Origin of the sequence: Dactylosporangium sp. NPDC000244, from assembly GCF_040300725.1 — a bacterium.
GTDB lineage: Bacteria > Actinomycetota > Actinomycetes > Mycobacteriales > Micromonosporaceae > Dactylosporangium.
Window position 1 is genome coordinate 26,563 of sequence record NZ_JBEPEH010000032.1, and the last position, 25,004, is coordinate 51,566.

A 25,004-nucleotide genomic window follows, 5' to 3' on the forward strand; every position below is an offset into this window, starting at 1 on the left:
TCAAGGCTGCTGGCGCTCCCGCTCCCGCACATCTGCCGAACGGGAGAGATCGGCGCGGACTACCCACTTGCCGTCTCGCGGTCCCGCGCTGAACGTCCCGCCCACGGCCTCGACTCGCTCGCGCAGCCCGTCGAGCCCGTGGCCGCCAGCCGGGCGCGTGTCCGACATCTCGGACATATCAGAAATTACGGTTAGCAAGGTGTTCTCGTTCAGTGCTATGGCCACCTGGCCATTGGCGTGTCGGCGCGCGTTCGTCAGGGCCTCGATCACCACGTGGTAGGCCGCGTTGCCCGCCGCCTCGGACAGCTCGACGCCCGGGGCTATCGACAGCGTCGCCGCCGGGCCGAAGCGCGAGACGACCCCGGGCAGGTCGGCCAGGCCGGGCAGGCGCGCGGGCGCGGCGTCGTCGCGCAGGGCCGCCACCATGTCGTCCATCGCCGCGAGCGCCCGCTGCCCCGCGGCCTCGATCCGCTCGTAGGAGTCCGCGGCCGGCGCGACCCGGGCCGCCTGCGCCTCGAGCACGATCCCGGTGACCTCGTGCGCCACGAGGTCGTGCAGGTCCCGGGCCAGCTCCAGCCGCTGCGAGCGCTTGGCCGCGGCCAGGGCGCGGGCGCGCCGTGCGTCCCCGGCGCGCAGGAAGAGCCCGAGCCCGGCGGCGGCCACGGCGCACGCGAACGCGGTGGCGACCACCAGCACGGATCCGTCGAGCCGGTGGTTGGGCTGGTGGAGGGTGACCCGCAGCGGCAGGACGGTGACGGCGAGCGCGGCGAGGGCCGCGACCCACCGGCCCGCCCGGGCGGTGCGCGTCAGCAGGATGAGCAGCGGGGTGAACTCGAAGATGAACCAGAGGCCCGGCGGCTGCGGCGGACCCCGATAGATCGCGGTCACGGCGATCGAGACCGCGGCCGCCCAGAGCGCGAGGGAGGGGCGCACGGCCGCCGCCACGGCGAGCATGGCCGCGACGCTCACGAGCACGCCGTCGGCGCGGGTGAACGGCAGCCCGCACAGCACCGGGACGATCAGCAGCAGCAGCAGCCAGAGCGCCCTCACGGCGCGACGACCCCGTGGTTCCAGGCCCAGACCGCGATGCCCACCCGGTTGCGGACCCCGAGCTTGCGCTGGACCGCGGCGACGTGCGTCTTCACGGTGCCGGCCGAGATGAACAGCTCCGCGCCGATCTCGGCGTTGGTGCGGCCCGCCCCGACGTGCGCGGCGATCTCCAGCTCGCGCTCGGTCAGCGGCTCCGGCGACTCCGGGCGCGGGCCGGACAGGTGCCGCAGCAGCTTGACGGTGATCGCGGGGCTGATCAGGCTCTCGCCGGAGACGGCGGCCCGGACGGCCTCGGTGAGCAGGGCCGGGCCGGAGCGCTTGAGCAGGAAGCCGGCCGCCCCGTTGCGCAGGGCCGCGTACACGTACTCGTCGAGGTCGAACGTCGTCACGACCACGACCCGGGTGGGGCCGCCGGCCAGCTCGCGAGTGAGGGTGAGCCCGTCCATGCGGGGCATCCGGATGTCGACCAGTGCCACGTCGGGCCGCTCGGCGCGCACCAGCTCCAGCGCCTCGACCCCGTCGGCGGCCTCGCCCACGACCTCGATGTCGCCCGCGGCCCCGAGGATGCGCCGCAGCCCGTCGCGCACCATCGCCTGGTCGTCGGCGATCACCACCCGAATGCCCACGATCATTGAGCCTAGACTTTGCCGATATGGCCGACCCGTCGTCCGAAGGCGGCAAGTCCCTCTGGCGCAGCGACATCGCCGCACCGCTGCGCAGCTTCATCGCGACCGAGTCCGGCAGCGCGGGAGTGCTCGTGGCCGCCATCGTCGCCGCGCTGGTCTGGGCCAACGTCGACGCGGAGGGGTACGAGCGGTTCTGGCGCACCGAGCTCGCGCTCAAGGTCGGCGGCTGGGAGCTCGCCCACGATCTGCGGACCTGGGTCAACAGCGGGCTCATGACCCTGTTCTTCCTCGTCGTCGGCCTGGAGGCGCGGCGCGAGCTGGACCTGGGCGACCTGCGCGACCGGCGCCGGTTCCTGCTGCCGTTCGCGGCCGGGGTCGCGGGCATGGTGCTGCCGGTCGGCATCTACCTCGCGTTCAACGCCGGCGGCGCGGGCGCGCACGGCTGGGGCGTGGCGATGTCGACCGACACCGCGCTGGCGCTGGGCCTGCTGGCGCTCGTCGGCCGGGGCGTGCCCGAGCAGGCCCGGGTCTTCCTGCTGACCGTGTTCGTCGTCGACGACCTCGTCGCACTGATCGTCATCGCCGTGGCGTACTCCGAGCACATCTCGGCGATGCCGCTGGTCCTGGCCGTGGCGGTGTTCGGTGCGCTGCTCGGTCTGCGCGCCCTCGGGGTGCGTTCGGGGGCCGTCTACGCGCCGTTCTGCATTGTGCTGTGGTACCTGCTGCTGCGCTCCGGCGTCGACCCCGTCGTCGCCGGTCTGGCCATCGGCCTCACCGCGACCGCGTACACCCCGGCCCGGGGCGCGCTGGAGGCGGCGAGCGGGCTGTTCAAGCTCTTCCGCGAGCAGCCGACGGCGGAGCTGGCCCGCTCGGCGTCACTGGGCCTGACGCGCACGCTGTCGCCGAACGACCGCTTGCAGCGGATGTACCACCCGTGGAGCAGCTACCTGATCGTCCCGCTCTTCGGCCTGGCCAACGCCGGCATCCCGATCGACGGGGCGTTCCTGGCGAAGGCGTTCACCTCGCCGGTGACGCTCGGCGTGCTCGCCGGCTACGTGGTCGGCAAGCCGGTCGCCGTGGTCAGCACGTCGTGGCTGGTCACGCGCCTGTCCGGCGGCCGGGTGCGGCCCGGGGCCGGGTGGGCGGCGGTGCTCGGCAGCGGCACGATCGCGGGCATCGGCTTCACGGTGTCGCTGCTGATCGCCAGCCTGGCGTTCACGGGCGACACGCTCGCCGAGGCGAAGCTGGGCGTGCTCGCGGCGGCGGTGCTCGCGTCGCTGCTCACCTGGGTGGTGTACCGCGTGACGGCGCTCATGCCCAAGCACCGCCGGGCCCGGGCCCTGCTGGGCGAGGCCGAGGTGCTCGTGGACCTCATCCCGCCGGTGGACGTGAGCGTCGACCACGTGCGCGGGGCGGCCGGCGCGTCCGTGACGATCGTGGAGTACGGCGACTTCCAGTGCCCGTACTGCGGCCAGGCCGAGCCCGTGGTGCGCGAACTGCTCTCCGACGCCGACCTGCGGTACGTGTGGCGGCACCTGCCTTTGACCGACGTGCACCCGCAGGCCCAGCTGGCGGCCGAGGCGTCCGAGGCGGCGGCCGCGCAGGGCGCCTTCTGGCCCATGCACGACCTGCTGCTCGACCACCAGGACGAGCTCAAGCCGATGGCGCTGGTGGCGTACGCCGAGCAGCTCGGCCTGGACCGCGAGCGCTTCCACAAGGACCTCATCCGCCACGCGCACACGGCCCGGATCGCGCAGGACGTCGAGTCCGCCGACCTGAGCGGTGTCGGCGGCACGCCCACGTTCTTCATCAACGGCCAGCGCCACTACGGCGCCTACGACCTGGCCACCCTCACCGAGGCGGTGAAGGTGGCCCGGGCCCGTGCCCTTATCGGCACGTCCACAGGTATGCCGTCGAACCGCTCTGATCGTTAGGCACCTCGCCCGCGATCGTCCGCCCGTCGTCGCTGATCGTCTTCGGCTGGATCAGCGAGGTCCCGGAGGTCTGCGCGGGCATCCGCAACGAGATCCGGGCGTCGCCCGCCCGCAGCTCCGCGCCCGGGAAGACCTGCCACACCAGCCAGCCCGACGAGTTCGGCCCCATCGCGTTGTACCCGCCGGAGACCAGCGTCGGCCGGGCCCCCGACCGGAGGTCCCACCGCACCGTCTTGTCACCGCTGCGGCCGATCACCCAGCCGTTGCGGATGCCGTCGGCGGTCAGGTTCGGGAACACCCCGTCGCCCCGCGGCACGGTGAGCGCCTGGAACCGTCCGTCCGAGGTCCACACGACCGGCACGTAGAAGCCGTTCCGGAACAGCCCGCCGACCACCGTGCCGTCCTCGTCGATGCCGTTCACCCGCGCGGGCGTGTCGTAGGGGGCCGGCACCTCGAGCTCGACCGGGGGAGAGTCCGCGCTCGCCCAGGTCACCGGCTTGCCGGCGACGGTGCCGGCGATCTGACCACGGTCGTTGATGCCCGCCGCGGTCGCGTGCGCCCCGGCCAGCTCCTGGAACCGGCCGTCGCGCTCGGTCCAGGCGACGCCGTCCTTCTGGTTCTCGTCGGCCCAGCTGGTGCCGACCACCGCCCCGTTCGCGTTGACGTCCGCCGCGTACAGCGCCCGCGGGTCGAGCGGGTGCGCCTCGCCCCGATCCCACAGCACCCAGATGCCGGTCTGGCCGTTGGCGACGAGCCCGACCTGATACCGCCCGGTCGGGTCCCCGCCGTCCACCTGCGCGATCTTCGTGAACTCGGGCGGGGTGCCGAGCGCCTTCGGCACGCAGGCGCTGGGCACCGGCGGCCCGGCCGGGGTCGCCGCCGGCCCCGGGGCCGGCCCGGACGCGCGCGGGCCGGTCAGCACCCAGCCGCCGCCGAGCGCCACGAGCACCGCCGCGGCCGCGCCCGCCGCGCGGATCGTGGCCTGCCGCCGCTCGCCCCGGACCACCGCCCGGCGCACGTCCACGGCCGACGGGCCGCGCGGCTCCGCCCGCAGGGGCGCCAGCAAATCGGTCCCGAACCGGTCGTCGTCATCCATCTCACACCGTCCTCTGCAGGTCGTCACCGACGAGCCGGCGCATGGCCGCCAGCCCGCGCGAGCACTGGCTCTTCACCGTGCCGGGGGAGCAGTTCAGGATCGTGGCCACCTCGTCGACGGGCAGATCGCAGAGGTACCGCAGGACGAGCACCGCCTGCTGCCGCTTCGGCACCCGAGCGAGCGCCGCCCGCACGGCCAGCGCGGTCTCGGACTCGCCGTCGACCGGCACCGGCGCCGGCTCGGGCGCCCGGTCGAACAGCCGCACCCGGGCCCAGGGCCGCCGCCGCTCGTCGAGGAACGTGCGCACGAGCATCTGCCGCACGTACTGGTCGACGTGCTCCATCCCACTGACCCGTGCCCAGCGGCGGTAGAGCTTCTCGATCGTGAGCTGCACGATGTCGTCGGCGTGGTGCTCATCGCCGCACAGCAGGAACGCAAGCCTCCGCAGCGGCGCGATCCGCCCCGTGACGTACTCGACGTACTCGTCCCGCACCTGTCCGCGCATCGCCCTCCCCCATCGGTCGGACTGAAACGAGCGGGGCCGGGGCAAGGTTGCACGGATACGCGATTTCGGTCGATGCCATGGTTCCCCTAGACTCGGAGCAGCAGCACAACGGCCTCGTAGCTCAGGGGATAGAGCACCGCTCTCCTAAAGCGGGTGTCGCGCGTTCGATTCGCGCCGGGGCCACCTCTTCGGCGGCCCCTGCTTCGCGGCGGGGGCCGCTTGCCGGGGGCTTCGGTGGGGCTTCGCGCTCGCTTCGCTCGCTCCCCAGCGGGGGGCTCCGCCCACCCGCACCCCCCGGGGCCGGCGTTCGCGTCGTCAGCGGTGGTCGCGCCAGGGGCGCTTCGGGGGTTCTTCGCGCTCGCTTCGCTCGCCCTCAGCGGGGGCTACACCCTCGCGCACCTCCCGGGGCCGGTGCTCGCGTCGCGGGGCGGGGTGGTGGCGCCAGGGGCGCTTCGCTCGCTCCCGGGTAGCGGCTTCGTCCACCGGCACCTCTCGGGTGGCGTTCGCGCCGTGGGCGGTGGGTGCCGGGGGCGCTTGCCGATGGCTGCGGCGGCGGGCCGGCGTTTCTGCGATCACCGGCCGCGCGGAGCGCGTCGATTGGTGCGGCGCGGCCGTGGGTCGCGGGCCTGGCGGAAGGCGGGCCGATCGCGGGTGCGGCGCTGTTGCTGCGTGCGACTTCCACGGCGGCGCTGCGGAAGAGCGGCGTCAGAGTTCGGCGTGGTTGCGCTGGTTGCGGTCTTGATCGAAAAGTCGGGGCACTCCGTGCCACGACTTTTCGGACTTACACCCTGTCAGGAGAAAAATCCGATATGTCGTGGCGCGGAGCGCCCGACATATCGGTGGGATGACGAAACGGCCCCCGACACCCGGTCGGAGGCCGTTTCTCTATGTCGGGCGCGCGGCCGTTCAGCCGGTGAAGGACTCGCAGCGCGCGCCGGAATTGGTGTTGTTGCCGCGGCCCGGGTGGGCGGCGTCCGTGCCCGTCCCGCAGTCCACGGTGTCGTTGCCGCTGCCCGACGTCACCGTGTCGTCGCCCGCGCCCGCGGAGATCACGTTGTTGCCGTTGCCGGAGTCGATCGTGTCGCGGCCCGAGCCGGTCGTGATGGTGTCGTTGCCGGACTCGGTCAGGACCGTGTTGTCGCCGTCGCCGGCGCGGATCACGTTGTTGCCGCCGCCCGCGTCGATGTGGTCGTTGCCCGCGCCGGTGGTGATGGTGTCGTTGCCCGACTCGGTCAGGACCGTGTTGTCGCCGCCGGCCGCGTTCACCACGTTGTTGCCGCCGCCGGCGTCGATCCAGTCGTTGCCGTCGGCCGTGGTGATGGTGTCGTTGCCCGGGCCGGTCGTGATGCAGTCCGTGCCGCCGTTGCCCTCGACCACGTCGTTGCCGCCGCGGCCCAGGATGAGGTCGTTGCCCGCGGTGCCGGCCAGGCGGTCGTTGCCCGTGGCGCCGACGATGACGTTCTGCACCGCGATCCCCGCGCAGGCCGAGGCCGGCTGGCTCGCGGCCCGGACCTGGACCGGGCCGGTGGAGGAGATGCCGGTGAGCGTTTCGTTGTACGTGACCGAGCCCCCGGCCGCGACCGTGAGCAGGATCGGCTGCGACTTCACGGAGACGGTCACGACGGCCGGCTCGCCCGAGGTCACCGCGACCGTGAACGAGGAGAGCGAGTAGACGCCGGCGCCCAGGGCGATCGTCGCGGCACTGCCGTCGAGGCGCACGAGCAGCGCAGCGGTGCCGGCGCCCACCGTGAAGGTCAGGCCCGGCGACACCGTGACCGTGCGGCCCGCCCGGTCGAGGATGCGCCCGCCGGCGAAGTCGTCGCCCGCGGTGTTCGGGTGCGGGTCGACCGCGTCGTAGATGCCGTCGTCGTCCGCGTCGGGGTCGAGCACCGTGCAGGCGATGGTGCCGGCCCGCAGCGCGTGGCCCTCGTCGTTGGTGTCGTCCGACCACCAGACGCGCTTCTGGCCGGCCACGCACTCCGACTGCGGCGCGATCTGGAAGCCCTCGTTGTTGTAGTTCGGCATGCCCGCCGGGCGCTCGTAGACCTTCGTGACCGCGAGCTTGCCCGAGGCGTCGACGTCGAGCGTGGCCGTGCGGCCGCCGCAGGTGTCGTCGCACACGGCCCAGATCGGGCCCGTCTCCGGCTCGTACTGCAGGTCCATCACGCTCACGAAGCCGCTCGCGATCGTGGCGATCCGGGTGTACGACCCGTCGTCCGACAGCGCGTACGCGTAGATGGACCCGTTCGCCTCGAGCCCGACGAGGAACAGCCCGCCGCCGTGGTTCGGGTAGGTCGCGGGGTTGTACGCCGCGCCCGTGTGCTCGTCGCGGAAGCCCTTCGCCGTCAGGTACGAATCCGGGACGAAGGTGATGCCCTCCAGGCCGCTGTTCGCGGCGACCGGCGGCAGGTCCGCGGTCAGGTTCCACTCCCGGGTGATCGCGCCCGTCGCCGGGTCGAAGCGCTCGACGGCGGGCCGGCTGACGCCGCCGTTGCTGTTGTCGCGCTCGGTGGAGATGTAGACGGCCCCGTTCGCGAGGGTGACGCCCTCGGCGTCGGGGTCGCCGGTGCCGTTCGGGTAGTGCAGCACGTAGCTCGCGGCCGGGTTCCACTGGGTGCCGTCCCAGCTCAGGCGGTACAACGTGCCCGGTCCGTTCTTGACGGCCCAGAGCGAGGCACCGTCGTAGGCCAGGCCGCTCATGTTGCCGCCGAGGACGTTGGCGGCGTCGACCGTCGTCACCGCGGAGCCGCCCGGCCAGGGCAGCGCCGGCGTCTGGCCCGCGCACGCGTTGGCGGCGCCCTTCGTGCTCGCCGTCGTGGTGGCGAAGTCGCCGGTGCCGTCGGGGCAGCGGCCGAAGGTCGTGGCCGCGTGCGCGGTCCAGGAGTAGGAGTCGACCAGCGCCCCGCTCGCCGTGAACAGCCGCGCGGAGTCGGCGCTGCCCAGCCCGAAGGCCGATTCGACGTCGAACGCGACGAAGGCGCCGCCCTGGATCGACACGGCCCCGATGGTGAAGACGTGGGTGTCGTCGTTGTCCTTGAGCACCCAGCCGGAGAGGTCCACCGCGGCGGAGCCGGTGTTCGTGAGCTCGATCCAGTCGCCGGGGGTGCCGCCGTTGGACTCGACCTCGTTGACGCGCACGGTCGCCGTGCCGGGCTCGCGGCAGTCGTTGGCCGCGCCGCGCGTCGACGAGGCGGTCGTCACGAACGCGCCCGACCCGTCGGGGCAGCGGCCGTAGGTGGTGGCCGCGTGCGCGGTCCACGAGTAGGAGTCGACGAGCGTCGTGCCGTCCGGCAGGTACAGCCGCGCGGAGTCGGCCGCCCCCAGCCCGAACGAGCTCTCCACGTCGACCGGCAGGAAGGCGCCCGGGCCGATCGTGGTCCCGGCGGCGATCGTGAAGACGTGCGTGTCGTCGTTGTCCTTGACGATCCAGCCGGACAGGTCCACGGCGGCGGGGCCGGTGTTGACCAGCTCGACCCAGTCGCCCGGCGTACCGCCGCTGGACTCGACCTCGTTGATGTGGACGGTCGGCGCGTCGGCGGCCTGGGCGGCGGACACGCTCAGGCCGATCAGCAGCAGCGGCGCCGCGGCGAGCAAGAGGAGTTTGGTGCGCACGAGCGCAGCGTCGGGTACCAGCGCTAACCCCGCGTGAACGGTGCGCGAACGGCCCGAAGGTCAGGCCGTTCGGTGGAGGCCGTCCACCACCGCCCGCAGGCGCGCGGCCGCGGCCGGGTCGAGGGTCGGCAGCGACGGCGGCAGCGTCCTGCCGCGGTCCAGCGCCGTGAGCTGGGCCGCGGGCGGGTCGTCGACGAGCGCCACGATCGGGGCGGCCGACTCGGCGACCGGGCGGGCGGCCACGCGGGCGAGCAGGCCGAGCGCGACCCGCAGCGGCGCGCTCAGCGGGGTGCGGTCCCCGCTGTCGGTGAAGCCCGGGTGGTACAGCACATAGCGCGCCTTGCCCGAGTACCCGGCGCCGAGCAGGTCGTTGAGCCGGCCCGCCTGCAACTGGGCGCGCACCATCGAGTAGCCGGCCCGCAGCTGCAGGTCGTTCCAAGCGATCTCGCCCTTGGTCACGCCGACCCCGCCGACGTTCACGATGACCGGCCGCGGCGCCGCCTCCAGCACCGGGCGCAGGCCCTCGGCGAGGCGATGGCGGGCCAGGAAGTACAGGGCGAAGGTGTACTCGAGCCCCTCCGCCGTCTCCCGCCGCGCCGGACTGACCCGGTTGGCGCACAACACGAGCGCGTCGAGCGACGTCAGCCTCGCGTTCAGCTCGCCGAGCACCTCCCGCACGGCCGCGCCCGAGCTCAGGTCGGCCGGCAGGAACTCGACGCCGGACGGCAGCGTGCGCCCCTTCTCCGCGTTGCTGCCGATGACCAGGACACGATCGCCGCGCTCGTGCCGGGCGAGCGCGGTCGCCCGCCCCATCCCGTCGGTCCCACCGGCGACCACCACAGTTTTCGGGCTCATGCCCTCCATCTCAGTACGCTGGCGGCAGGCGCGTAAGGAGGCACTTCAATGTTGGATACGCACACCCGTGTGCCCGTGGCCGAGTACGACGCCTGCCCGGTGACCGGCATCGTGCGCCGCATGGGGGAGCGCTGGACGCTGCTGGTGCTCTCGTTGCTGGCGCGGCGGGCCTACCGCTTCAACGAGCTGCACCGGGCGATCGAGGGCATCAGCCAGCGGATGCTCACGCGCACCCTGCGGACGCTCGAGGCCGACGGGCTGGTCGAGCGGACGGTGTTCCCGACCGTGCCGCCCTCGGTGGAGTACCGGCTGAGCCCGAGGGGTGCGGCCCTCATGGACTCGCTGACGCCCCTGATCGACTGGGCGGTCACCAACAGCGGACGGTAGGGCCTGCACTACCCCGAAGACTCCGCCCAGCGGGATGGGCCGGCCGCACGCGATTCCATAGCGTCACGTCTATGACGACGACCGTCCTGACCCGAGCCGGGGCCGCACCCCGGACCAGGCTGAGTTGGCCCGCGGTCCTCGCGTTGCACCTGCTCCCGGCCGCCGTGACCTTCGCGGCCGCGCTCGCGCTCGGGCCGGTCGTGCGGGCCTGGCATCTGCCGCCGCAGTTCGCGCTCACCCTGGCCTTCGCGTTCGTGCTGACCCCGATCGAGCTCGGCCTGCTGCTGCGCGCGGCCGGCTGGTCCTGGCGCGGCCTGCCCGGCATCCTGGCGTTCCGGCGGAGGCTGCCGCTGCGGCTGTACCTCACGATCCTGCCCTGCCTGATCGCGATGGCCTTCGGCCTGGTCATCCTGCTCGCGCCCCTGGAGCACCGCATCCTCGACGTCTACCCGGCGGCGTGGCTGCCGCCCCCGGACTCCGGCGCGTTCCCGGTCTCGACCATGGTCGCCACGCTGCTGTTCGCCCTGGCCGTGGACGGGCTCGTGAACCCGGCGGTGGAGGAGCTGTACTTCCGCGCGTACCTCCTGCCGCGACTCCCCGTCCGCGGCGCCCTCGCGGTCGTCACCTCGGCCGGCCTGTTCGCGGCCCAGCACTACTGGCAGCCCGAGCGGTTCCTCTTCGTCTTCGCGGCCCAGCTCCTGCTCATCGCCGTGATGCTGCGGGTGCGCAGCGTGCGGATCAGCATCGCCGCCCACTGCCTCACCAACAGCCTCGCGATCCTGCTGGCGCTGGCCGCGGTGCTCCGATAGGCGAAGCCCCGCCGGGCGGGGGTCCCGGCGGGGCTTCGCGGTTGGGAGGGGGGTTCAGCTCGTGAGGTCGAAGAGGGTGGTGTTGCCGATCGTGGTGGCGGTGTAGTTGGCCTCGACCCAGGCCGCGATCTCCGCGCTCACGCTGCTCCCGCCGTTGCTGCGCCCGCCGAGCCCCGAGCCGCCGATGAAGTAGTGGATCTTGCCCTCCCGCACGTACTGCTGGAACTGCGCGAGGCTCGGCGCCGGGTCGCTGCCGTTGAACCCGCCGATCGCCATCACCGGCAGCTCGGTCGCCAGCTGGTAGCCCGAGGCGTTGTTGGAGCCGACCGCCGCGGCCACCCAGGCGTACTTGGCGCTGTCCTGCCGCAGCGCGGCGACCACCTCGGAGCTCGGGGTCGTGGCGTTGAGCAGGCCGCCCATGCCGCCGCCGCCCATGCCGCGGCCCCCGCCGGTGAAGCCACCGCCGAAGGTGCCGCCCCCGCCGCCGGGGAAGCCGCGGCCCCCGCCGCCGAAGCCGTTGCCGCCCGCGACCGCCGGGCCGGCGGTGACGATCGAGCCGGTGTGCGCGGTCGCGGCCGTGTTCAGCGAGTAGACGACCGGGCCGCCCAGGACCGCGAACAGGGCCAGGGCCGCGGCGGCCAGGCGCAGGCCGCGGCCGAGCTGCTGGCTGAGCAGGATGCCGGCCGCGCCCAGGGCCCCGGTGGCGAGCACGGCGACGCGCAGCCACGGGTGGAAGTCGGTCGCGCGGTTGAGCAGGATGTACGACCACACGGCGGTCACCGCCACGGAGGCGCCGAGCACCAGCAGGGCGTACAGGTCGGAGCGCCGCCGCCACAGGGTCGCCGCTCCCATGCCGACCAGCGCGCCGATCGCCGGGGCCAGGGCCACCGTGTAGTAGTCGTGGAAGATGCCCTGCATGTAGCTGAACACGAGCGCGGTGGTGACCAGCCAGCCGCCCCACAGCACGTAGGCGGCCTTGCGCGCCGACCAGACCAGGCCCGCGACGGTGAGGATCAGCGCCGCCGGGAGCAGCCAGGACGCCTGGCCGCCGGTCTGCCCGTCGAGCAGGCGCGACCAGCCGGTCTCACCCCAGCCGCCGCCGGCGCCGCCGCCACCGCCACCGACGCTGCCGGTCTCGTTGCCGGTGAGCCGGCCGAAGCCGTTGTACCCGAGGGTGAGCTCCAGAATCGAGTTGGTCTGCGAGCCGCCGACGAAGGGCCGCCACGACGCCGGGGTGAGCGACACGACCGCCACCCACCAGCCCGCCGAGACGATGACCGCCGCGCCCGCCACGAGCAGCTGCACCAGCCGGCGCACCCACCCGGTCGGGGCGAAGAGCAGATAGGCCAGGCCGAACGCGGGCACCACGAGCAGCGCCTGCAGCATCTTCGTCAGGAACCCGAAGCCGACCGCGGAGCCGGCGAAGACCAGCCACCACGTGCTGCCGCGCTCGATCGCCCGCAGCATGCCGTAGACGCCCGCGACCAGCAGCAGCATGAGCAGCGCGTCCGGGTTGTTGAACCGGAACATCAGGGTGGCGACCGGCGTGGTCGCGAGCACCGCCCCGGCGAGCAGGCCGGCGGCCGGGCCGTGCCAGCGGCGCACGGTGAGGTACAGCAGCCAGACGGTCGCGACCCCGATCAGCGCCTGCGGGGCGAGGACGCTCCACGAGCTGAGCCCGAAGATCCGCACCGCGAGACCGGTGACCCAGAGGGCGGCCGGCGTCTTGTCGACCGTGATGAAGTTCGAGGCGTCCGAGGAGCCGAAGAACCACGCCTTCCAGCTCTCGCCGCCGGCCTGGGCCGCGGCCGCGTAGAACGCGTTGCCCCAGCCGGACGCGCTGAGGTTCCACAGGTACAGCCCGCCGGTGGCGAGCAGCAGGAGCACGAGCGCGGGCCGCACCCAGACGGGATCGCCGGCCCGCGTCTCGGCCCGGGCCGCGGCGGGCGCCGGGGGCGCGGCCGGCGGGGTCAGCGTGGTTGTCATGCCCCTTACGCTGCGGCCCGACCCTTCCGGCGGCGTGGGGAGAAGCTGTGGGCCGGCTGTGAGTCAGGTCCAGCTCGGCGCCCGGCGCTCCCGGAAGGCGCCGATGCCCTCCGCCATCTCGGCCTCGTCCTGCTCCGGAACCGGCAGACCGCCCAGGACGGCCTTCGCGGCGCGCAGGGTGAGCCGGGAGCGGGAGGCGATCGTCGCGGCGAGGTCGTCGACGGTCGCCGCCAGGGTGCCGTCCGGGACCACGAGGTCGGCCAGGCCCCAGCGCTCGGCGGCCCGCGCGTCGAACAGGTCCGCGGTGTAGAGCAGCAGCTTCGCGCGGGCCGGGCCGACGAGCGCGGCCAGGCGGCGGGTCGGCACCGGCGGGTACACGATGCCGAGCTTGGCCGGCGTGACCCCGAAGCGCGCCGACTCGCCCGCGACCCGCAGATCGCAGGCGACGGCCAGCTGGCAGCCCCCGCCGACGCAGAAGCCGTCGATGCGCGCGATCGTCGGCCGCGGGAAGTCCGCGAGGGCCCGCTCGGCCGCGACCGCCACGCTGTCGTCGCCGGCCCGGGCGATCGCCGCGGCCTCGGTGAGGTCGGCTCCCGCGCAGAACGTGCCCCCGGCCCCGGCCAGCACCAGCACGCGCACCGAGTCGTCCTTGGCGAGCGTGTCGAGGATCTCGGGCAGGGCGGTCCACATCGCGGCGCTCATCGCGTTGCGCTTGGCCGGGTTGGTGATCACGAGGGTGGCGAGCGGTCCGTCCTGGGTCAGGACGAGCTCGCCGCTCACCATTCGTGCACGGGGATGTTCGAATGCATCCTCGGAAGGTACTCCGCGAGCAGCTTGCGCATGGTGTCGTCCCGCTGCACCGGGCCGCTGCCCTCGATCGCGTGCGCGGCCTCGACCAGCCAGGCGGCGCCGTTGCGCTGGGCGAGGCAGCGGTGCTCGATGATGCCGAGCAGCCGGTCGCGGTGGTGCGGGTCGACGCCCCAGTCGTCGAGGCCCTCGTAGGCCAGCGGCAGCAGCCGGCGCAGCACGAGCTCGGTCACCGGGACCGAGCCCAGGCCCGGCCAGAACACCGAGGACTCGATGCCCAGGCGCGCGGCGGTGTGGAAGTTCTCCTCGGCCGCGCCGAACGACATCTGGGTCCACACCGGCCGGTCCTGGCTCGCGAGCCGGTGCACGAGGCCGAAGTAGAACGCCGCGTTGGCCATGCTGTCCACGACCGTCGGGCCCGCCGGGAGCACCCGGTTCTCGACCCGCACGTGGGGCCGGCCGTCGACGACGTCGTAGATGGGCCGGTTCCAGCGGTAGATCGTGCCGTTGTGCAGCTTGAGCTCGCCCAGCCGCGGCGCCTCGCCGCGCTCGAGGGCGTCGAGGGGGTCCTCGTCCTCGCAGATGGGCAGGAGGGCGGGGAAGTACCGCACGTTCTCCTCGAACAGATCGAAGATCGAGGTGACCCAGCGCTCCCCGAACCAGACCCGCGGCCGCACGCCCTGGCTCTTGAGCTCCTCCGCGCGCGTGTCGGTGGCCTGCTCGAACAGCGGGATGCGGGTCTCGCGCCACAGCTCCTGGCCGAACAGGTAGGGCGAGTTCGCCCCGAGCGCCACCTGCACGGCCGCGATGGCCTGGGCCGCGTTCCAGTACGACGCGAACTGCTGCGGCGCCACCTGGAGATGGAACTGCACGCTGGTGCAGGCCGCCTCGGGCGCGATCGAGTCGCACCGCACGTGCAGCCGCTCGACCCCGTCGATGGCGATCATGAGATCCTCGCCGCGGGCCGCGAAGATCTGCTCGTTCAGCAGCGCGTACCGCGGATTGGCCGACAGCACGTCGGGCGTGAGCAGGTCGCGGCGCAGCGTCGGCAGGATCCCGATCATCGCGAGCCGGGTGTCGACCTGGGCCGCATGCTCCTCGGCCGCGTTGAGGCTCTCCCGCACCTGAGCCTCGAACCGGGCCAGCCCGTCCCCGGCGAGCCGCTGCGGCGGCACGTTGATCTCGATGTTGAACTGGCCGAGCTCGGTCACGAACGCCGGGTCGGCGAGCGTGTCGAGCACGCGCTGATTGCGCAGCGCGGGATCGTAGTGCTCGTCGACGAGGTTGAGCTCGATCTCGAGGCCGCTCATGCCTTCGCCGGCCTCGAACGGGTTCTCGGCGAGCATCCGGGCGAACGCGTCCAGGCAGCGGCGGACCTTGTCGCGGTACCGCATCCGGTCTTCCCGGCTGAACACGGTCGACTCGACGTCCTTGCCCATGGGGGTGCACCTCCGCGTGGGGAAGCCGTGCCCTCTGGCATACCACGATGCGCGCTTTTTTACTCCTGCCTGTCCGGTCAGCGCCGCCAGCGGGCGGGGTCCCTGGGAAGGGCGGTCGTCGGGGGACGGCCGCCCTGGACTTCGGTGAAGTTCGTTCGTCGCTTCAGTGGGTGCTCAGCACCAGGAAGATCACGCCGGCGAAGAGCACCGCGCCGAGCAGGGTCGACCACACCGCCGCCCGCACCTTGGCCAGGGCCAGGTTCCACTCGTTGCGGGCCACCTCCCGCGCCGAGGTCAGCCAGTTCTTGAGCAGGTAGATCGCGGCCACGAAGGCCACCACGGTCAGCGCGGGGTAGACCGGGTTGCCCCCGCCGGCGCCCGAGCCGGGGTCGGTCGCACAGCCGCCGAGCGCCAGGACGGTGTTGCACGCCCAGAACCCAATCGCAACACGGCGATTGTTTACTCGGTGCTCGCGGCGCGTTAGGTTGGACATGAGCCATTCCTCCTCAGGAATCGGTTCCGACGGGCCCGTGGTGCCTGGTCCTTGCCGGGAGAGGGCGCCACGAGCCTGGTCTTCTGTGGAGTGTCTTCTTCTGGACTTCGTCCGATCTTCTGCACTTCGGTGAAGTTCACCTCCCTACCAGACACGGTAGGCGCAGGGCATCCCCCGCACAAGCTTTCAAGCGATCCCTCTGTATGCCTCCCACCATCCGAAACGACGGGCTTATCCCGTGGCCCGCCGGTTTGCGGTCCCCGTATACTCATCAGTCGACCGAAGTTCGGCGAATGAAGGTGAGACGGTGCAGCCGAGCGAAACCCCACCGAACCGCGCGTTGGCGCGGTACCTTCGCGACCTTCGCAAGCGCCACTGGCCGCAACTTCAGGTCACCCAGCGCCAGATCGCCGAAGCCCTGGGCGGCGCCAAGCCGCTGAGTCTGTCCGTCATCTCCTCGTGGGAGCACGAGCGCACTCCGGTCACACCGCCCGAGGGCCGCCTCGCCGGCTACGCGCGCTTCTTCGCCACCCGCCGCTCGATCGACTCCGACCCCGCGCGGCTGCTCGACGAGGACGAGCTCACCGACGAGGAGCGCAGTAACGAGGACGCCATCCACGCGGCGCTCGCGCGGCTGCGCACCCCGGAACCCAGCGACACCGGGGCGCCCGCGGCGGCGAACCCGCAGGCGGTGCTCCGCGACGGCGGCGAGATCCCGCTCGGCCCGGGTGACACCATCGGCGGCGGGACGTGGTACTTCGGCCCCGACGCCAAGCGCATCGTCATCGTGTGCGCGCGGCTGCCCGAGGACCTGCGCGAGCGGATGCCCTACGCGCACAAGAGCGACCCGGACTACGTGCGCGCCTACACGTATGCCGACGCCGACAGCGTGATCGAGCTGTTCGGCCACATCCGGGCCGTCAACCCCACCGCCGACGTGCGCATCCGCACCCACGACCGGCTGCTCGCCGACGACTACCACAGCCACCTGGTCCTGCTCGGCGGCATCGACTTCAACCCGGTCACCCGCGAGCTCGTCCAGGCCTTCGCCGACCTGCCCGTGCGTCAGCACGCCCGCAGCGCCGAGGAGGACAACGGCTACTTCGAGGTCGGCGGCCGCCGCTACGCGCCCGTCGTCGAGGTCGACGAGGAGACCGGCGCCCGCACACTGCTCGAGGACGTGGCCTACTTCTTCCGCGGCCCGAGCCCCATGAACGTCAAGCGCACCGTGACCTTGTGCAACGGCATGTTTGGCCGTGGCACCTACGGGGCAGTGCGCGCGCTGACCGATCGCAGCTTCCGCAACCGCAACGAGGACTACCTCACCAAGCGCTTCGGCGAGGCCGTCAGCTACAGCCTCCTGTTCCGCGTCACCGTTTTCGCGGGAGAGACCTTGACCCCTGACTGGACCGTTGCGCGCAACAGGTTCCACGAGTGGCCGGACGCGGGGTGAACGGGATGGGCGCAACCACCGAGGAGCAGCTCCTCGACCACGAGGGCCTGCTGTCCACCGGCGACACGCCCGGCCCCGGGGGTCGGCGGCTCGACGCGATCGTGGTGCCGAGCGCCCGCCCGCCCTCGTCGCTCGTGCACGCCGCCGGCCTGGCCGAGGAGCTCAACGCGCCGCTGATGGTGCTGGCCAGCCGCAAGGCCCGCGCGGATGCGATCGTCCGGGAGATCGAGGACAACGGCATCGTCGCCGACGTCGTGGCGATCGACGTCGACAGCGTGCCGAAGCGGATGCCGGCGCTGGAGACCGCCGGCCTGCTCGACCGCACCCCGTTCCGCCGGGGCACCGACGTGAGCATGAAGCGCAACCTCGCGCTCATGCTGTCCCGGGCCATCGGCTGGCGGCAGGTGATGTTCCTCGACGACGACATCACCGTGCCCGACGCGCTCGACCTGCGCCGGGCCGCCGACCGGCTGCCCACCCACGCCGCCGTCGGGCTGCACATCGGTGGCATGTGGGACAACTCGGTGGTCTGCCACGCCCGGCGCGAGCTCGGCGACAAGCAGGGCACCTTCGTCGGCGGCGGGGCGCTGCTCGTGCCCGTGGACCGCAACGACGGGGCGTACTTCCCCAACATCTACAACGAGGACTGGTTCTTCCTGCTCGACGAGGCCGGCATCCGCCCGGTCGCGCGCACGGGCCGGGCGTTGCAGCAGTGGTACGACCCGTTCGTCAACCCGGACCGGGCGCGCGGCGAGGAGCTCGGCGACACCCTCGCCGAGGGGGTCTTCGCCGCGCTGAGCCACGGCAAGCTCGAAGACGCGCTGCGCCCCGGCTACTGGGTCGACTTCCTGCAGGTCCGCCGCCGCCTCATCACCGACCTGCTGCGCCGGGCCGAGGCGACCGAGCCGGGCGAGCGGCGCGACAACATGATCATCGCGCTCAAGGCCGCCCGGGGCCGCTCGTTCCTCATCGAGCCGCACGGGTGTGCCCGCTTCCTGCGCGCCTGGGAACGCGACCAGACCGTCTGGCGCCGGGCGATGGACAACACCGGCGTCGACCTCGGAATCCACGGCGCGGTCGGCTACTTCGGGCTCCGTCGATCGGCCGCGATCAGGCTCAACCGCACGGGCCCGGCGCCGCGCGAGCCGCGGCTCCGCCAGCAGCGCAAGCGGCTCGACGCCGCGGACGAGGCCCGGGAGCGGAAGCTGGCGGTTACCCGCAGGTAGAGATCGCGGACTATGATTGGCCTCCTCCAATACGCCTGAGGCAGCGGCGCCGACTGGCAACCACGGCGCTTGAGGTGGGGTCCGGCGTTGAGCGGTGCGACGGCCGACGCGGGGGCCGTGCTGGTGCGCCCGGCTCGCCCCGACGACCTGCCCGGGCTCGTCGCCGTCCACAAGCAGTCCCACTACTTCGCCCAGCGCCTCGCCCGCCAGCCCGGTCTGGGCATCCTGCTCGTGGCGGAGCGCGCGGCGGCGGTGGTCGGCAGCGCGTTCCTGCGCCTTGCCCCGGCCGAGGAGTGGCAGCTTCGTGAGTGGCTGCCCAAGGTGCCGGTGCTCTCACACGTGGAGGTCGCGCCGGACTATCGCGGCAACGGCGTGGGCACCGCCATCATCCAGGCCGCCGAGTCCGAGGCCCGCGCCCGTCAGCGGCACCGGATCGTGCTCGGCGTCCGGCCCGGCGACCGGGCCGCCTACAGCCGCTACGAGCGGCTGGGATACGCGGACTGGGGCCGCGGCCGGATCAACGCCCTCGTCGTCGAGTACGACGACGAGGGCGTCCGCAGTGTCGGTACCGAACCCTGCCTCATCATGATCAAGAGCCTTCAGGCCGTGAGCAGCTGACGCACGGACGGTGGACCGCGTTGTAGCCGACCTCCATCGGGTCGGAGGTGACCTTGCCGTTTCGTCAAACGGCCATAAATGCGACTTATCCTCGCGTACCGTCGCTAGCATGGCAGGGGGATCCGCGCTTCTGAGAGTCGCGAACGTCAACCCGGCGAGCGTGCGGACCCACACCGATCGGGCGCTCTACAGCTCCATCGGGGTCTTCATCCTGCTGTACGGCGTGTACGCGATCGTCGGCGCGGCGAGCTTCGTCGACGCGTCCACGAACTACGCGCACCCGTGGTGGCAGTGGCTGGTCGGGCCGCCGGTCGCGCTGGCGGTCATCGCCTACGACCGGGCCGTGGTCGGGCGCGTCGCGGTGAACTTCGAACAGCTGGACTCGGCCGACCCGCACCAGCTGCTGCGTCGGCGCACGTTCGGGCTCTACGCCGGGCGCATCCTGCTCGCGCTGCTGTTCGCCGTGGTGATCACCGAGCCGCTCATGCTGGCCCGGTACAAGGGCGAGATCGACGCGTACCTCGGCACCGTGCACAACCAGCAGCTCACCCGGCTCGAGCAGAGCGGCGCCATCGCCACCTTCCAGCGCCAGGTCGACGCGCTGCGGGCCCAGGACGCCGCCGACGACAAGGCCGTGGCCGACCTGCACCAGCTCGCCGCGGACAAGCGCAAGGAGTCCGCGTCGATCTACGACCAGGCGCTGGCCGACTCCCGCGCCGGCGGCGTGACCCGGCGGGCCGGCTGCCCGGCCGGCGGCTACTGCGACACGCTCGTGCAGCAGTCCCGCACGCTCATGGACGAGGCCACCCGCCTCGACGGCGAGGCCGCGACGCTGCGCGCCGGTCAGGAGCCGGGCCGGCAGTCCCGGGCCGACCAGGTGAAGTCGCTGCTCGCGCAGATCGCCGAGCAGCGCACGGCAAACCGGACCTCGGTGGAGGCCGGGGCCGGCTTCGGGGCCCGCACGACCGCGATGTGGCACCTGGTGACCAGCGACTTCTGGGGCTTCGGCTTCTTCTATCTCGGCGTCGCCGCGCTGCTGGTCTGCCTGGACTGCGCCGCGGTCTGGCTCAAGCTCGTCTCGCACGGCAACGGCTACGAGCGCACCGAGGCCCGCGAGGCGCGGCGCAAGGAGCTCTCCGAGACCCGCCGTCACGAGCAGGAGCTGCTGGTCACCGACCGGGCGCAGGGCCTGGCCGGGGAAGGCCTCGAGACCGTGGTGACCGAGCGGCGGCTCATGGACGCCGCTGTGAGCCGGGCCACCGAGCGGTTGATGGCGGAACTGGAGGACCAGTCCCGACTGGTCCGTTAGGGCAGAAGTTGCCCCGATGACTTGCCTTCGGCCCCCGCCCTCCGGGCAGACTGGGCCGGTGCAGAACCGCCTGCCCGCCCGCACGTCGGTGCTGCCGCTCGTCATCGGCCTCGTCCTGGTGCTCCTGGGCGGCGTCGGGCTGGCCCGCATGGTCTGGGACGACGCCATCAACGCCTCGGCCGGCACGCCCTCCACGGACCGGATCGACCGCGCCGCGGACCGGGCCGACCGCGCCACCGACCCGCGCGCGTCCCGCTGCGGCGGCGTCCCGCTGAGCGCGCCCCGGGAGCTGCGCGGCGTCTGGATCACCACGGTCGAGAACATCGACTGGCCCAGCCGGCCGGGGCTGCCCGCGGACCAGGTCAAGCAGGAGTACCTCGGCTGGCTGGACCTCGCCCAGCGGCGCAACCTCAACGCGGTCTTCGTGCACGTCCGGCCCAGCGGCGACGCGCTGTGGCCGTCCGACTTCGCGCCCTGGTCGGAGTGGATCACCGGGGTTCGCGGCCAGGGCCCCGGCTTCGACCTGATGCAGTGGATGATCGACGAGACGCACCGGCGCGATCTCGAGTTCCACGCCTGGTTCAACCCCTACCGGGGCAGCCAGCCCGCGCCCTCCGGAGCCGGCCCGGACATCAACGCGCTCGCCCCCGACCACCCGCTGCGCAAGCACCCGGAGTGGGCGGTGGTCTACCCGTCGGTGGGCACCACCGGCAGCCGCCTGCACTTCAACCCGGGCATCCCCGAGGCGCGCAAGTTCGTCGAGGACTCGATGCTGGAGGCGGTGCAGAAGTACGACGTCGACGGCGTGCACTTCGACGACTTCTTCTACCAGTACCCGGTCGGCAAGCAGGACTACCCCGACGACGCGGCGTACCGGCAGTACGGCGGCGGCAAGAGCAAGCCCGACTGGCGCCGCGAGAACGTGAACCTGCTGGTCAAGGAGATGGGCCAGCGGATCAAGCAGCTCAAGCCGTGGGTGAAGTTCGGTATCAGCCCCTTCGGCATCTGGCGCAACAACGGCACCGACCCGGCCGGTTCGCCGACCCGCGGCCTGCAGAGCTACGACGACATCTACGCCGACACCCGCAAGTGGGTGCGCGAGCAGTGGCTCGACTACATCGTGCCGCAGCTCTACTGGAACATCGGCTTCGACGTCGCCGACTACGCGAAGCTCGTGCCCTGGTGGGTCGACGTCGTCAAGGACACGAGGGTGCAGCTGTACATCGGGCAGGCCGACTACCGCGTCGGGCAGGCCGGCCCGTGGTCCGACCCCACCGAACTCGACCGCCAGCTCGCCCTGAACCGCAAGTACGCCCAGGTCACCGGCAGCGTCCACTTCAGCGCCAAGAACCTGCGGGCGGACGCGCTCGGCTCCGTCTCGAAGTACGCCGGCGACTTCTACAACACGCCCGCGCTGCCGCCGCTCATGAAGTGGCTGCCGAACAAGGCCCCGGCCGCACCCGCCCTGTCCACCGCGGCCGACGGCGACAACGTGAAGCTGACCTGGAAGGGCCAGGGCGTCTCCGCGGCGGTCTACCGGGTCGACGGCGGCGCGGCCAAACTGGTCGCCACCCGGCGCGGCGGCGACGGGGAGTTCACCGGCCCCAAGGGCACGTACTGCGTCACCGCGCTCGACCGCTCCTGGAACGAAAGCCCTCCGGCGGGGTGATCACCGCTCATCCGGCCGCCCCGAAGGCTGTCGGCCATGAGCAGCTTCATCTCGGAACAGGACTTCACGACGCCGGCGCACATCCGCCTGGATCCGGTCGCGGCGCCCGAGCGGCCCGCCGCCGCCCGCACGACGCGGACCCTGCCGCTGACCATCGTCTTCCTGGCGGCGGTGTGGCTGGTGGTGTCGGCGGTGCCGTTCGGTTACATCGGGGCGGGCCGCTACGACATCTTCTGGAGCGACACGGTGACCGGCATCGCGCTGGCCGTCGCGACCCTGATCCGGCTGCTCAAGCCGAGCGCGGCCGGGTTCACCCCGATCATCGGCGGGCTGGCCGGCTGGGTGCTCGCCGCGCCGCTGGTGCTGCGGTTCGGCTGGTCGGCCTCCGCCGCCAACGACGTCGCCGTGGGCCTGCTCATCCTCACGTGTGCCGCGTTCGGCCCCGAGGAACGCTCCTGAAAACGCAGGCGGGCCGCCCCGAGTCGGGGCGGCCCATCCTCCGTCGCGAGTGCGATCAGCGGTCGAACGCGTCGGCCACGTTGCGCCCGGCGTCCTTCACGTGGTCACCGGCCTGCTTGGCCTTCGCGGCGGCGCGCTCAGCGGCGCCCTCGGCCTGAAGTCGCTCGTTGTCGGTCATGTCGCCGTACTTCTCCTTGGCGGCACCCTTGAACTCGTCGGCCTTGTGCTCGACCTTGTCCGTGAAACTCATTGCACATCCCTTCCACGTTTTCCGGTCACGCCTTGCTGATAACTGGTTGCCCGCCTTGGCGCGCCCGCAAACGCAGCCGCCGCGCCAGCGTCGTCACGCCCGTCACGGTGAACGACAGCGCGATCCCCAGCCCCGCGGCCGCGAGCGGGTTGTCGGTGAAGACGTTCCCGCCGAGATAGCCCAGGCCGGCGATGTACACGCTCCACAACACCGCACCGACGGCCAGGGCGGGCAGCAGGCGCCGCCGCGGGAACTGCGCGTAGCCGCTCACCAGGGCGACCGTGGTGCGCCCGAGGGGCACGAACCGGCCACCGGCGACGATCGCGCCGCCGTGCCGGTCGAGCAGCCGCGAGACCCAGCCGACGGCCTTCCAGGAGCGCTCGCCGCGCAGGAGCCGCTCGACCAGGCGCCGCCCGCCGCGCCGGGCCACCTCGTGCATGAGCACGTCGCCGACGAACACCGCGGTGATCGAGGAGAGCAGCACGACGGCCAGGTGCAGGTGCCCGCTCGCGGCAAGCGCCCCGCCCGCGATCACGCTCGTCTCCGCCGGTACCGCCGGGATCAGGCAGTCCAGCACGAGCAGCACGAAGATCACCAGGTAAGCCCAGCCGGCCATCGCTTCCATGCCACCAACCCTGCCGTCCGGGGGCCGCGAAATCAGCGGTGCCAACCCGCCGAACGGCAGGGGGGTTTCCCCTACCCCCGGAGGCGGCCCAGTGCGTCCTTGGCCACGAAGGACTCGAACACGCGCGGGTCGTGGAAGGCGGTCAGCTCCGTGATCAGGCCGCCCTCGACGCGGATGACCCCGACGGCGAAGGGGCGCTCCACCGTCTCGCCCGGCGGCGTGTGGTAGACGACCATCGCCGGGTCGCGGTTGGCGCGGGTGAGCTCGGCGCGGACCCGACCGACGTGGAACGGCGAGCCGGGCGGGACGCTCTGCGCGAGCGTGGCGGCGATGGCGTCCCGGCCGAGGTACCACATCGGCAGCGGCGGCATCACCGCGCGCGCCTCGTCGGCGAGCAGCCGCGCCATGGCCCGCACGTCGGCGCGCTGGAACGCGTCGACGTAGCGCCGCAGCACCTCCTGCTCGTCCGGGTCGGGCGCGCGGTCGGGCGTCCAGTCGTCGCCGCGCTCCGGCAGTCGCTCGCGGAGGGTCGCCCGGGCCCGTTGCAGGGCGCTGTTGGCCGCCGGGGCCGTGATGTCGAGCAGCTGCGCGGTCTCGGCCGCCGACCAGCCGAGCACGTCCCGCGCGATGAGCACGGCCCGCTGCCGCGGCGGCAGGTGCTGCAACGCGGCCAGGAACGCGAGCTCCACCGTCTCCCGGGCGACCGCGCGCGTCTCCGGGTCGGCGTCGAGCACCCGGTCCGGCAGCGGCTCCAGCCAGGCGACGTCGGCGCGCGGGGGCCGGTCGTCGCCGGGGCCGGACGGCGGCCCGAGGTCCATCGGCAGGATGCGGCGCTGGGCGCTCTTGAGCACGTCGAGGCATGCGTTGGTGGCGATGCGGTAGAGCCACGCCCGCACCGACGAGCGCCCCTGGAACGCGTCCCAGCCCTTCCAGGCGCGCAGGAACGTCTCCTGCACCAGGTCCTCGGCCTCGTGATAGGAGCCGAGCATCCGGTAGCAGTGCAGCTCCAGCTCCCGCCGGTGCGGCTCGATTTCGCTCAGGTCCATGCGAGCCCCCTCTTCCCTCCGTGCGAGATTAGGACGATGTGGGCCGAGTTTCGTGAGCGCGTGCTGCTGGAGGACGACGCGATCCTGGTGCTGGACAAGCCGGTGGGCGTCTCCGTGATGGGCGAGCGGCACGAGTCCGACCTGGTCCGCATGGCCGCGGACGCGGGCGAGCAGCTGTTTCCGGTGCACCGCATCGACAAGGTCACCTCGGGCGTGATCCTGTTCGCGAAGGACCTGGCCGCGCACGGGGGCCTGACGCGGCAGTTCAACAAGCGCACGGTGGAGAAGGCGTATCTGGCGGTGACGGCCCCGGGCGACCTGCCGCCGTCCGGCCGCGTCGAGCTGCCGCTGAGCGTCGGGCGCAAGAACCGGGTCCGGATCGCGGCGCCCCGGGAGAGCATCGTGCTCACCGACGGCACCTGGAGCGTGCCGGCGTCGGCGGTGTTCGACACCGTGCCGACGTACCCGTCGACGACGACCTTCACCGTGCGCGACCAGACCCCGCAGCGCGCGCTGCTGGAGGCGTATCCGCACACCGGCCGCCGCCACCAGATCCGCGTGCACCTGGCCTGGATCGGTCACCCGATCGTGGGTGACCCGCTGTTCGAGAAGAGCCCGGCCGGCCGCACCTTCCTGCACTCGTGGCGCCTGTCGTTCGACCACAACGGCGCGCGGGTGACCGTGGAGGCCCCGATGCCGGACGAGTTCGCCCAGGCCACGAGCGGGTAGGGCCCGGACACTCACAGCCGG

At 72.7% G+C, this 25,004-nt stretch carries 23 protein-coding genes and 1 tRNA gene; 11 read left to right on the plus strand and 13 right to left on the minus strand.

Going from position 1 to position 25,004, the window contains the following annotated elements:
• Together ABT369_RS37990 and ABT369_RS37995 are read right to left on the minus strand one after the other, a co-directional pair.
• Positions 1-1,050: a sensor histidine kinase gene (locus ABT369_RS37990; RefSeq protein ID WP_350619697.1), complete on the minus strand. Its 1,050-nt coding sequence runs from the start codon at positions 1,048-1,050 to the stop codon at positions 1-3.
• Entirely contained in the window at positions 1,047-1,676 is a 630-nt protein-coding gene (locus ABT369_RS37995; RefSeq protein ID WP_350619699.1) for a response regulator, read from the minus strand. Before ABT369_RS37995 ends, ABT369_RS37990 begins: the two co-directional genes overlap by 4 nt.
• A gap of 26 nt (positions 1,677-1,702) precedes the next feature.
• Here ABT369_RS37995 and nhaA point away from each other — a divergent pair, with 26 nt between their 5' ends.
• Positions 1,703-3,610: a Na+/H+ antiporter NhaA gene (nhaA, locus tag ABT369_RS38000; protein ID WP_350619702.1), complete on the plus strand. Its 1,908-nt coding sequence runs from the start codon at positions 1,703-1,705 to the stop codon at positions 3,608-3,610.
• Here the strand turns inward: nhaA and ABT369_RS38005 are convergent.
• Together ABT369_RS38005 and ABT369_RS38010 are read right to left on the minus strand one after the other, a co-directional pair.
• Positions 3,564-4,706 carry a hypothetical protein gene (locus ABT369_RS38005; protein WP_350619704.1) on the minus strand — a complete coding sequence of 381 codons (1,143 nt, stop codon included), beginning with the start codon at positions 4,704-4,706 and terminating at the stop codon, positions 3,564-3,566. The genes nhaA and ABT369_RS38005 overlap by 47 nt on opposite strands.
• Before the next feature lies 1 nt (position 4,707).
• Entirely contained in the window at positions 4,708-5,211 is a 504-nt protein-coding gene (locus ABT369_RS38010) for a SigE family RNA polymerase sigma factor (protein ID WP_350619706.1), read from the minus strand.
• 110 nt (positions 5,212-5,321) lie between these two features.
• Here ABT369_RS38010 and ABT369_RS38015 point away from each other — a divergent pair.
• Positions 5,322-5,394, plus strand: a tRNA-Arg gene (locus ABT369_RS38015).
• Between the two features lie 723 nt (positions 5,395-6,117).
• Here the strand turns inward: ABT369_RS38015 and ABT369_RS38020 are convergent.
• Positions 6,118-8,823 (minus strand): lamin tail domain-containing protein, encoded by a 2,706-nt coding sequence (locus ABT369_RS38020; protein ID WP_350619709.1) that lies wholly within the window; start codon positions 8,821-8,823, stop codon positions 6,118-6,120.
• 60 nt (positions 8,824-8,883) lie between these two features.
• Positions 8,884-9,678: an SDR family NAD(P)-dependent oxidoreductase gene (locus ABT369_RS38025; RefSeq protein WP_350619711.1), complete on the minus strand. Its 795-nt coding sequence runs from the start codon at positions 9,676-9,678 to the stop codon at positions 8,884-8,886.
• A gap of 48 nt (positions 9,679-9,726) precedes the next feature.
• Between ABT369_RS38025 and ABT369_RS38030 the strand changes: the two genes are divergently transcribed.
• Both ABT369_RS38030 and ABT369_RS38035 read left to right on the plus strand, forming a co-directional pair.
• Complete coding sequence (locus tag ABT369_RS38030; protein WP_350619713.1) at positions 9,727-10,065, plus strand: winged helix-turn-helix transcriptional regulator; 339 nt, start codon at positions 9,727-9,729, stop codon at positions 10,063-10,065.
• A 71-nt stretch (positions 10,066-10,136) separates the two neighbouring features.
• Positions 10,137-10,874 carry a CPBP family intramembrane glutamic endopeptidase gene (locus ABT369_RS38035; protein WP_350619715.1) on the plus strand — a complete coding sequence of 246 codons (738 nt, stop codon included), beginning with the start codon at positions 10,137-10,139 and terminating at the stop codon, positions 10,872-10,874.
• A gap of 54 nt (positions 10,875-10,928) precedes the next feature.
• On the opposite strand, the gene ABT369_RS38040 is transcribed toward ABT369_RS38035, so the two are convergent.
• The 4 genes from ABT369_RS38040 to ABT369_RS38055 all read right to left on the minus strand — a co-directional run bounded on the left by ABT369_RS38040 (position 10,929) and on the right by ABT369_RS38055 (position 15,599).
• On the minus strand, positions 10,929-12,860 hold the full coding sequence (locus ABT369_RS38040) for an ArnT family glycosyltransferase (RefSeq protein ID WP_350619718.1): 1,932 nt from the start codon (positions 12,858-12,860) through the stop codon (positions 10,929-10,931).
• A gap of 63 nt (positions 12,861-12,923) precedes the next feature.
• Positions 12,924-13,643: an enoyl-CoA hydratase/isomerase family protein gene (locus ABT369_RS38045; protein WP_350619720.1), complete on the minus strand. Its 720-nt coding sequence runs from the start codon at positions 13,641-13,643 to the stop codon at positions 12,924-12,926.
• The gene (locus ABT369_RS38050; RefSeq protein WP_350619723.1) at positions 13,637-15,106 is read right to left on the minus strand and encodes a glutamate-cysteine ligase family protein; all 1,470 of its coding nucleotides are present in this window, start codon (positions 15,104-15,106) and stop codon (positions 13,637-13,639) included. Before ABT369_RS38050 ends, ABT369_RS38045 begins: the two co-directional genes overlap by 7 nt.
• A 163-nt stretch (positions 15,107-15,269) precedes the next feature.
• Positions 15,270-15,599 (minus strand): hypothetical protein, encoded by a 330-nt coding sequence (locus ABT369_RS38055; RefSeq protein WP_350619726.1) that lies wholly within the window; start codon positions 15,597-15,599, stop codon positions 15,270-15,272.
• Positions 15,600-15,906: 307 nt separating this feature from the next.
• Here ABT369_RS38055 and ABT369_RS38060 point away from each other — a divergent pair, with 307 nt between their 5' ends.
• From ABT369_RS38060 to ABT369_RS38085, 6 genes are all read left to right on the plus strand, one after another.
• The gene (locus ABT369_RS38060; RefSeq protein ID WP_350619728.1) at positions 15,907-17,052 is read left to right on the plus strand and encodes a helix-turn-helix domain-containing protein; all 1,146 of its coding nucleotides are present in this window, start codon (positions 15,907-15,909) and stop codon (positions 17,050-17,052) included.
• Positions 17,053-17,057: 5 nt separating this feature from the next.
• Entirely contained in the window at positions 17,058-18,278 is a 1,221-nt protein-coding gene (locus tag ABT369_RS38065; RefSeq protein ID WP_350619730.1) for a hypothetical protein, read from the plus strand.
• 87 nt (positions 18,279-18,365) lie between these two features.
• Positions 18,366-18,896, plus strand: coding sequence for a GNAT family N-acetyltransferase (locus ABT369_RS38070; RefSeq protein ID WP_350619733.1), 531 nt, complete (start codon positions 18,366-18,368; stop codon positions 18,894-18,896).
• A gap of 109 nt (positions 18,897-19,005) precedes the next feature.
• On the plus strand, positions 19,006-20,205 hold the full coding sequence (locus ABT369_RS38075; protein ID WP_350619735.1) for a DUF4407 domain-containing protein: 1,200 nt from the start codon (positions 19,006-19,008) through the stop codon (positions 20,203-20,205).
• A gap of 58 nt (positions 20,206-20,263) precedes the next feature.
• Complete coding sequence (locus ABT369_RS38080) at positions 20,264-21,874, plus strand: glycoside hydrolase family 10-like protein (protein WP_350619737.1); 1,611 nt, start codon at positions 20,264-20,266, stop codon at positions 21,872-21,874.
• Positions 21,875-21,910: 36 nt separating this feature from the next.
• On the plus strand, positions 21,911-22,333 hold the full coding sequence (locus ABT369_RS38085; protein WP_350619739.1) for an SPW repeat domain-containing protein: 423 nt from the start codon (positions 21,911-21,913) through the stop codon (positions 22,331-22,333).
• A 55-nt stretch (positions 22,334-22,388) separates the two neighbouring features.
• Here the strand turns inward: ABT369_RS38085 and ABT369_RS38090 are convergent, their stop codons facing one another.
• The 3 genes from ABT369_RS38090 to ABT369_RS38100 form a co-directional block, all read right to left on the minus strand.
• Positions 22,389-22,583, minus strand: coding sequence for a CsbD family protein (locus ABT369_RS38090; protein ID WP_350619741.1), 195 nt, complete (start codon positions 22,581-22,583; stop codon positions 22,389-22,391).
• A 25-nt stretch (positions 22,584-22,608) separates the two neighbouring features.
• A complete protein-coding gene (locus ABT369_RS38095; RefSeq protein WP_350619742.1) occupies positions 22,609-23,208 on the minus strand; it encodes a DedA family protein in 600 nt (199 codons plus the stop codon).
• 71 nt (positions 23,209-23,279) lie between these two features.
• Positions 23,280-24,254 carry a sigma-70 family RNA polymerase sigma factor gene (locus ABT369_RS38100; protein WP_350619743.1) on the minus strand — a complete coding sequence of 325 codons (975 nt, stop codon included), beginning with the start codon at positions 24,252-24,254 and terminating at the stop codon, positions 23,280-23,282.
• A 36-nt stretch (positions 24,255-24,290) separates the two neighbouring features.
• Between ABT369_RS38100 and ABT369_RS38105 the strand changes: the two genes are divergently transcribed.
• Positions 24,291-24,983 carry an RluA family pseudouridine synthase gene (locus ABT369_RS38105; RefSeq protein ID WP_350619744.1) on the plus strand — a complete coding sequence of 231 codons (693 nt, stop codon included), beginning with the start codon at positions 24,291-24,293 and terminating at the stop codon, positions 24,981-24,983.
• Positions 24,984-25,004 lie beyond the last annotated feature (21 nt).

What these genes read in the sequence shown, in the direction of transcription:
- nhaA (WP_350619702.1), top strand. Translation starts at nt 1,703, where the DNA reads ATGGCCGACCCGTCGTCCGAAGGCGGCAAGTCCCTCTGGCGCAGCGAC.
- ABT369_RS38005 (WP_350619704.1), bottom strand. Translation starts at nt 4,706, where the DNA reads ATGGATGACGACGACCGGTTCGGGACCGATTTGCTGGCGCCCCTGCGG.
- ABT369_RS38010 (WP_350619706.1), bottom strand. Translation starts at nt 5,211, where the DNA reads ATGCGCGGACAGGTGCGGGACGAGTACGTCGAGTACGTCACGGGGCGG.
- ABT369_RS38025 (WP_350619711.1), bottom strand. Translation starts at nt 9,678, where the DNA reads ATGAGCCCGAAAACTGTGGTGGTCGCCGGTGGGACCGACGGGATGGGG.
- ABT369_RS38030 (WP_350619713.1), top strand. Translation starts at nt 9,727, where the DNA reads ATGTTGGATACGCACACCCGTGTGCCCGTGGCCGAGTACGACGCCTGC.
- ABT369_RS38035 (WP_350619715.1), top strand. Translation starts at nt 10,137, where the DNA reads ATGACGACGACCGTCCTGACCCGAGCCGGGGCCGCACCCCGGACCAGG.
- ABT369_RS38040 (WP_350619718.1), bottom strand. Translation starts at nt 12,860, where the DNA reads ATGACAACCACGCTGACCCCGCCGGCCGCGCCCCCGGCGCCCGCCGCG.
- ABT369_RS38045 (WP_350619720.1), bottom strand. Translation starts at nt 13,643, where the DNA reads ATGGTGAGCGGCGAGCTCGTCCTGACCCAGGACGGACCGCTCGCCACC.
- ABT369_RS38050 (WP_350619723.1), bottom strand. Translation starts at nt 15,106, where the DNA reads ATGGGCAAGGACGTCGAGTCGACCGTGTTCAGCCGGGAAGACCGGATG.
- ABT369_RS38055 (WP_350619726.1), bottom strand. Translation starts at nt 15,599, where the DNA reads ATGTCCAACCTAACGCGCCGCGAGCACCGAGTAAACAATCGCCGTGTT.
- ABT369_RS38065 (WP_350619730.1), top strand. Translation starts at nt 17,058, where the DNA reads ATGGGCGCAACCACCGAGGAGCAGCTCCTCGACCACGAGGGCCTGCTG.
- ABT369_RS38075 (WP_350619735.1), top strand. Translation starts at nt 19,006, where the DNA reads ATGGCAGGGGGATCCGCGCTTCTGAGAGTCGCGAACGTCAACCCGGCG.
- ABT369_RS38085 (WP_350619739.1), top strand. Translation starts at nt 21,911, where the DNA reads ATGAGCAGCTTCATCTCGGAACAGGACTTCACGACGCCGGCGCACATC.
- ABT369_RS38090 (WP_350619741.1), bottom strand. Translation starts at nt 22,583, where the DNA reads ATGAGTTTCACGGACAAGGTCGAGCACAAGGCCGACGAGTTCAAGGGT.
- ABT369_RS38095 (WP_350619742.1), bottom strand. Translation starts at nt 23,208, where the DNA reads ATGGAAGCGATGGCCGGCTGGGCTTACCTGGTGATCTTCGTGCTGCTC.
- ABT369_RS38100 (WP_350619743.1), bottom strand. Translation starts at nt 24,254, where the DNA reads ATGGACCTGAGCGAAATCGAGCCGCACCGGCGGGAGCTGGAGCTGCAC.
- ABT369_RS38105 (WP_350619744.1), top strand. Translation starts at nt 24,291, where the DNA reads ATGTGGGCCGAGTTTCGTGAGCGCGTGCTGCTGGAGGACGACGCGATC.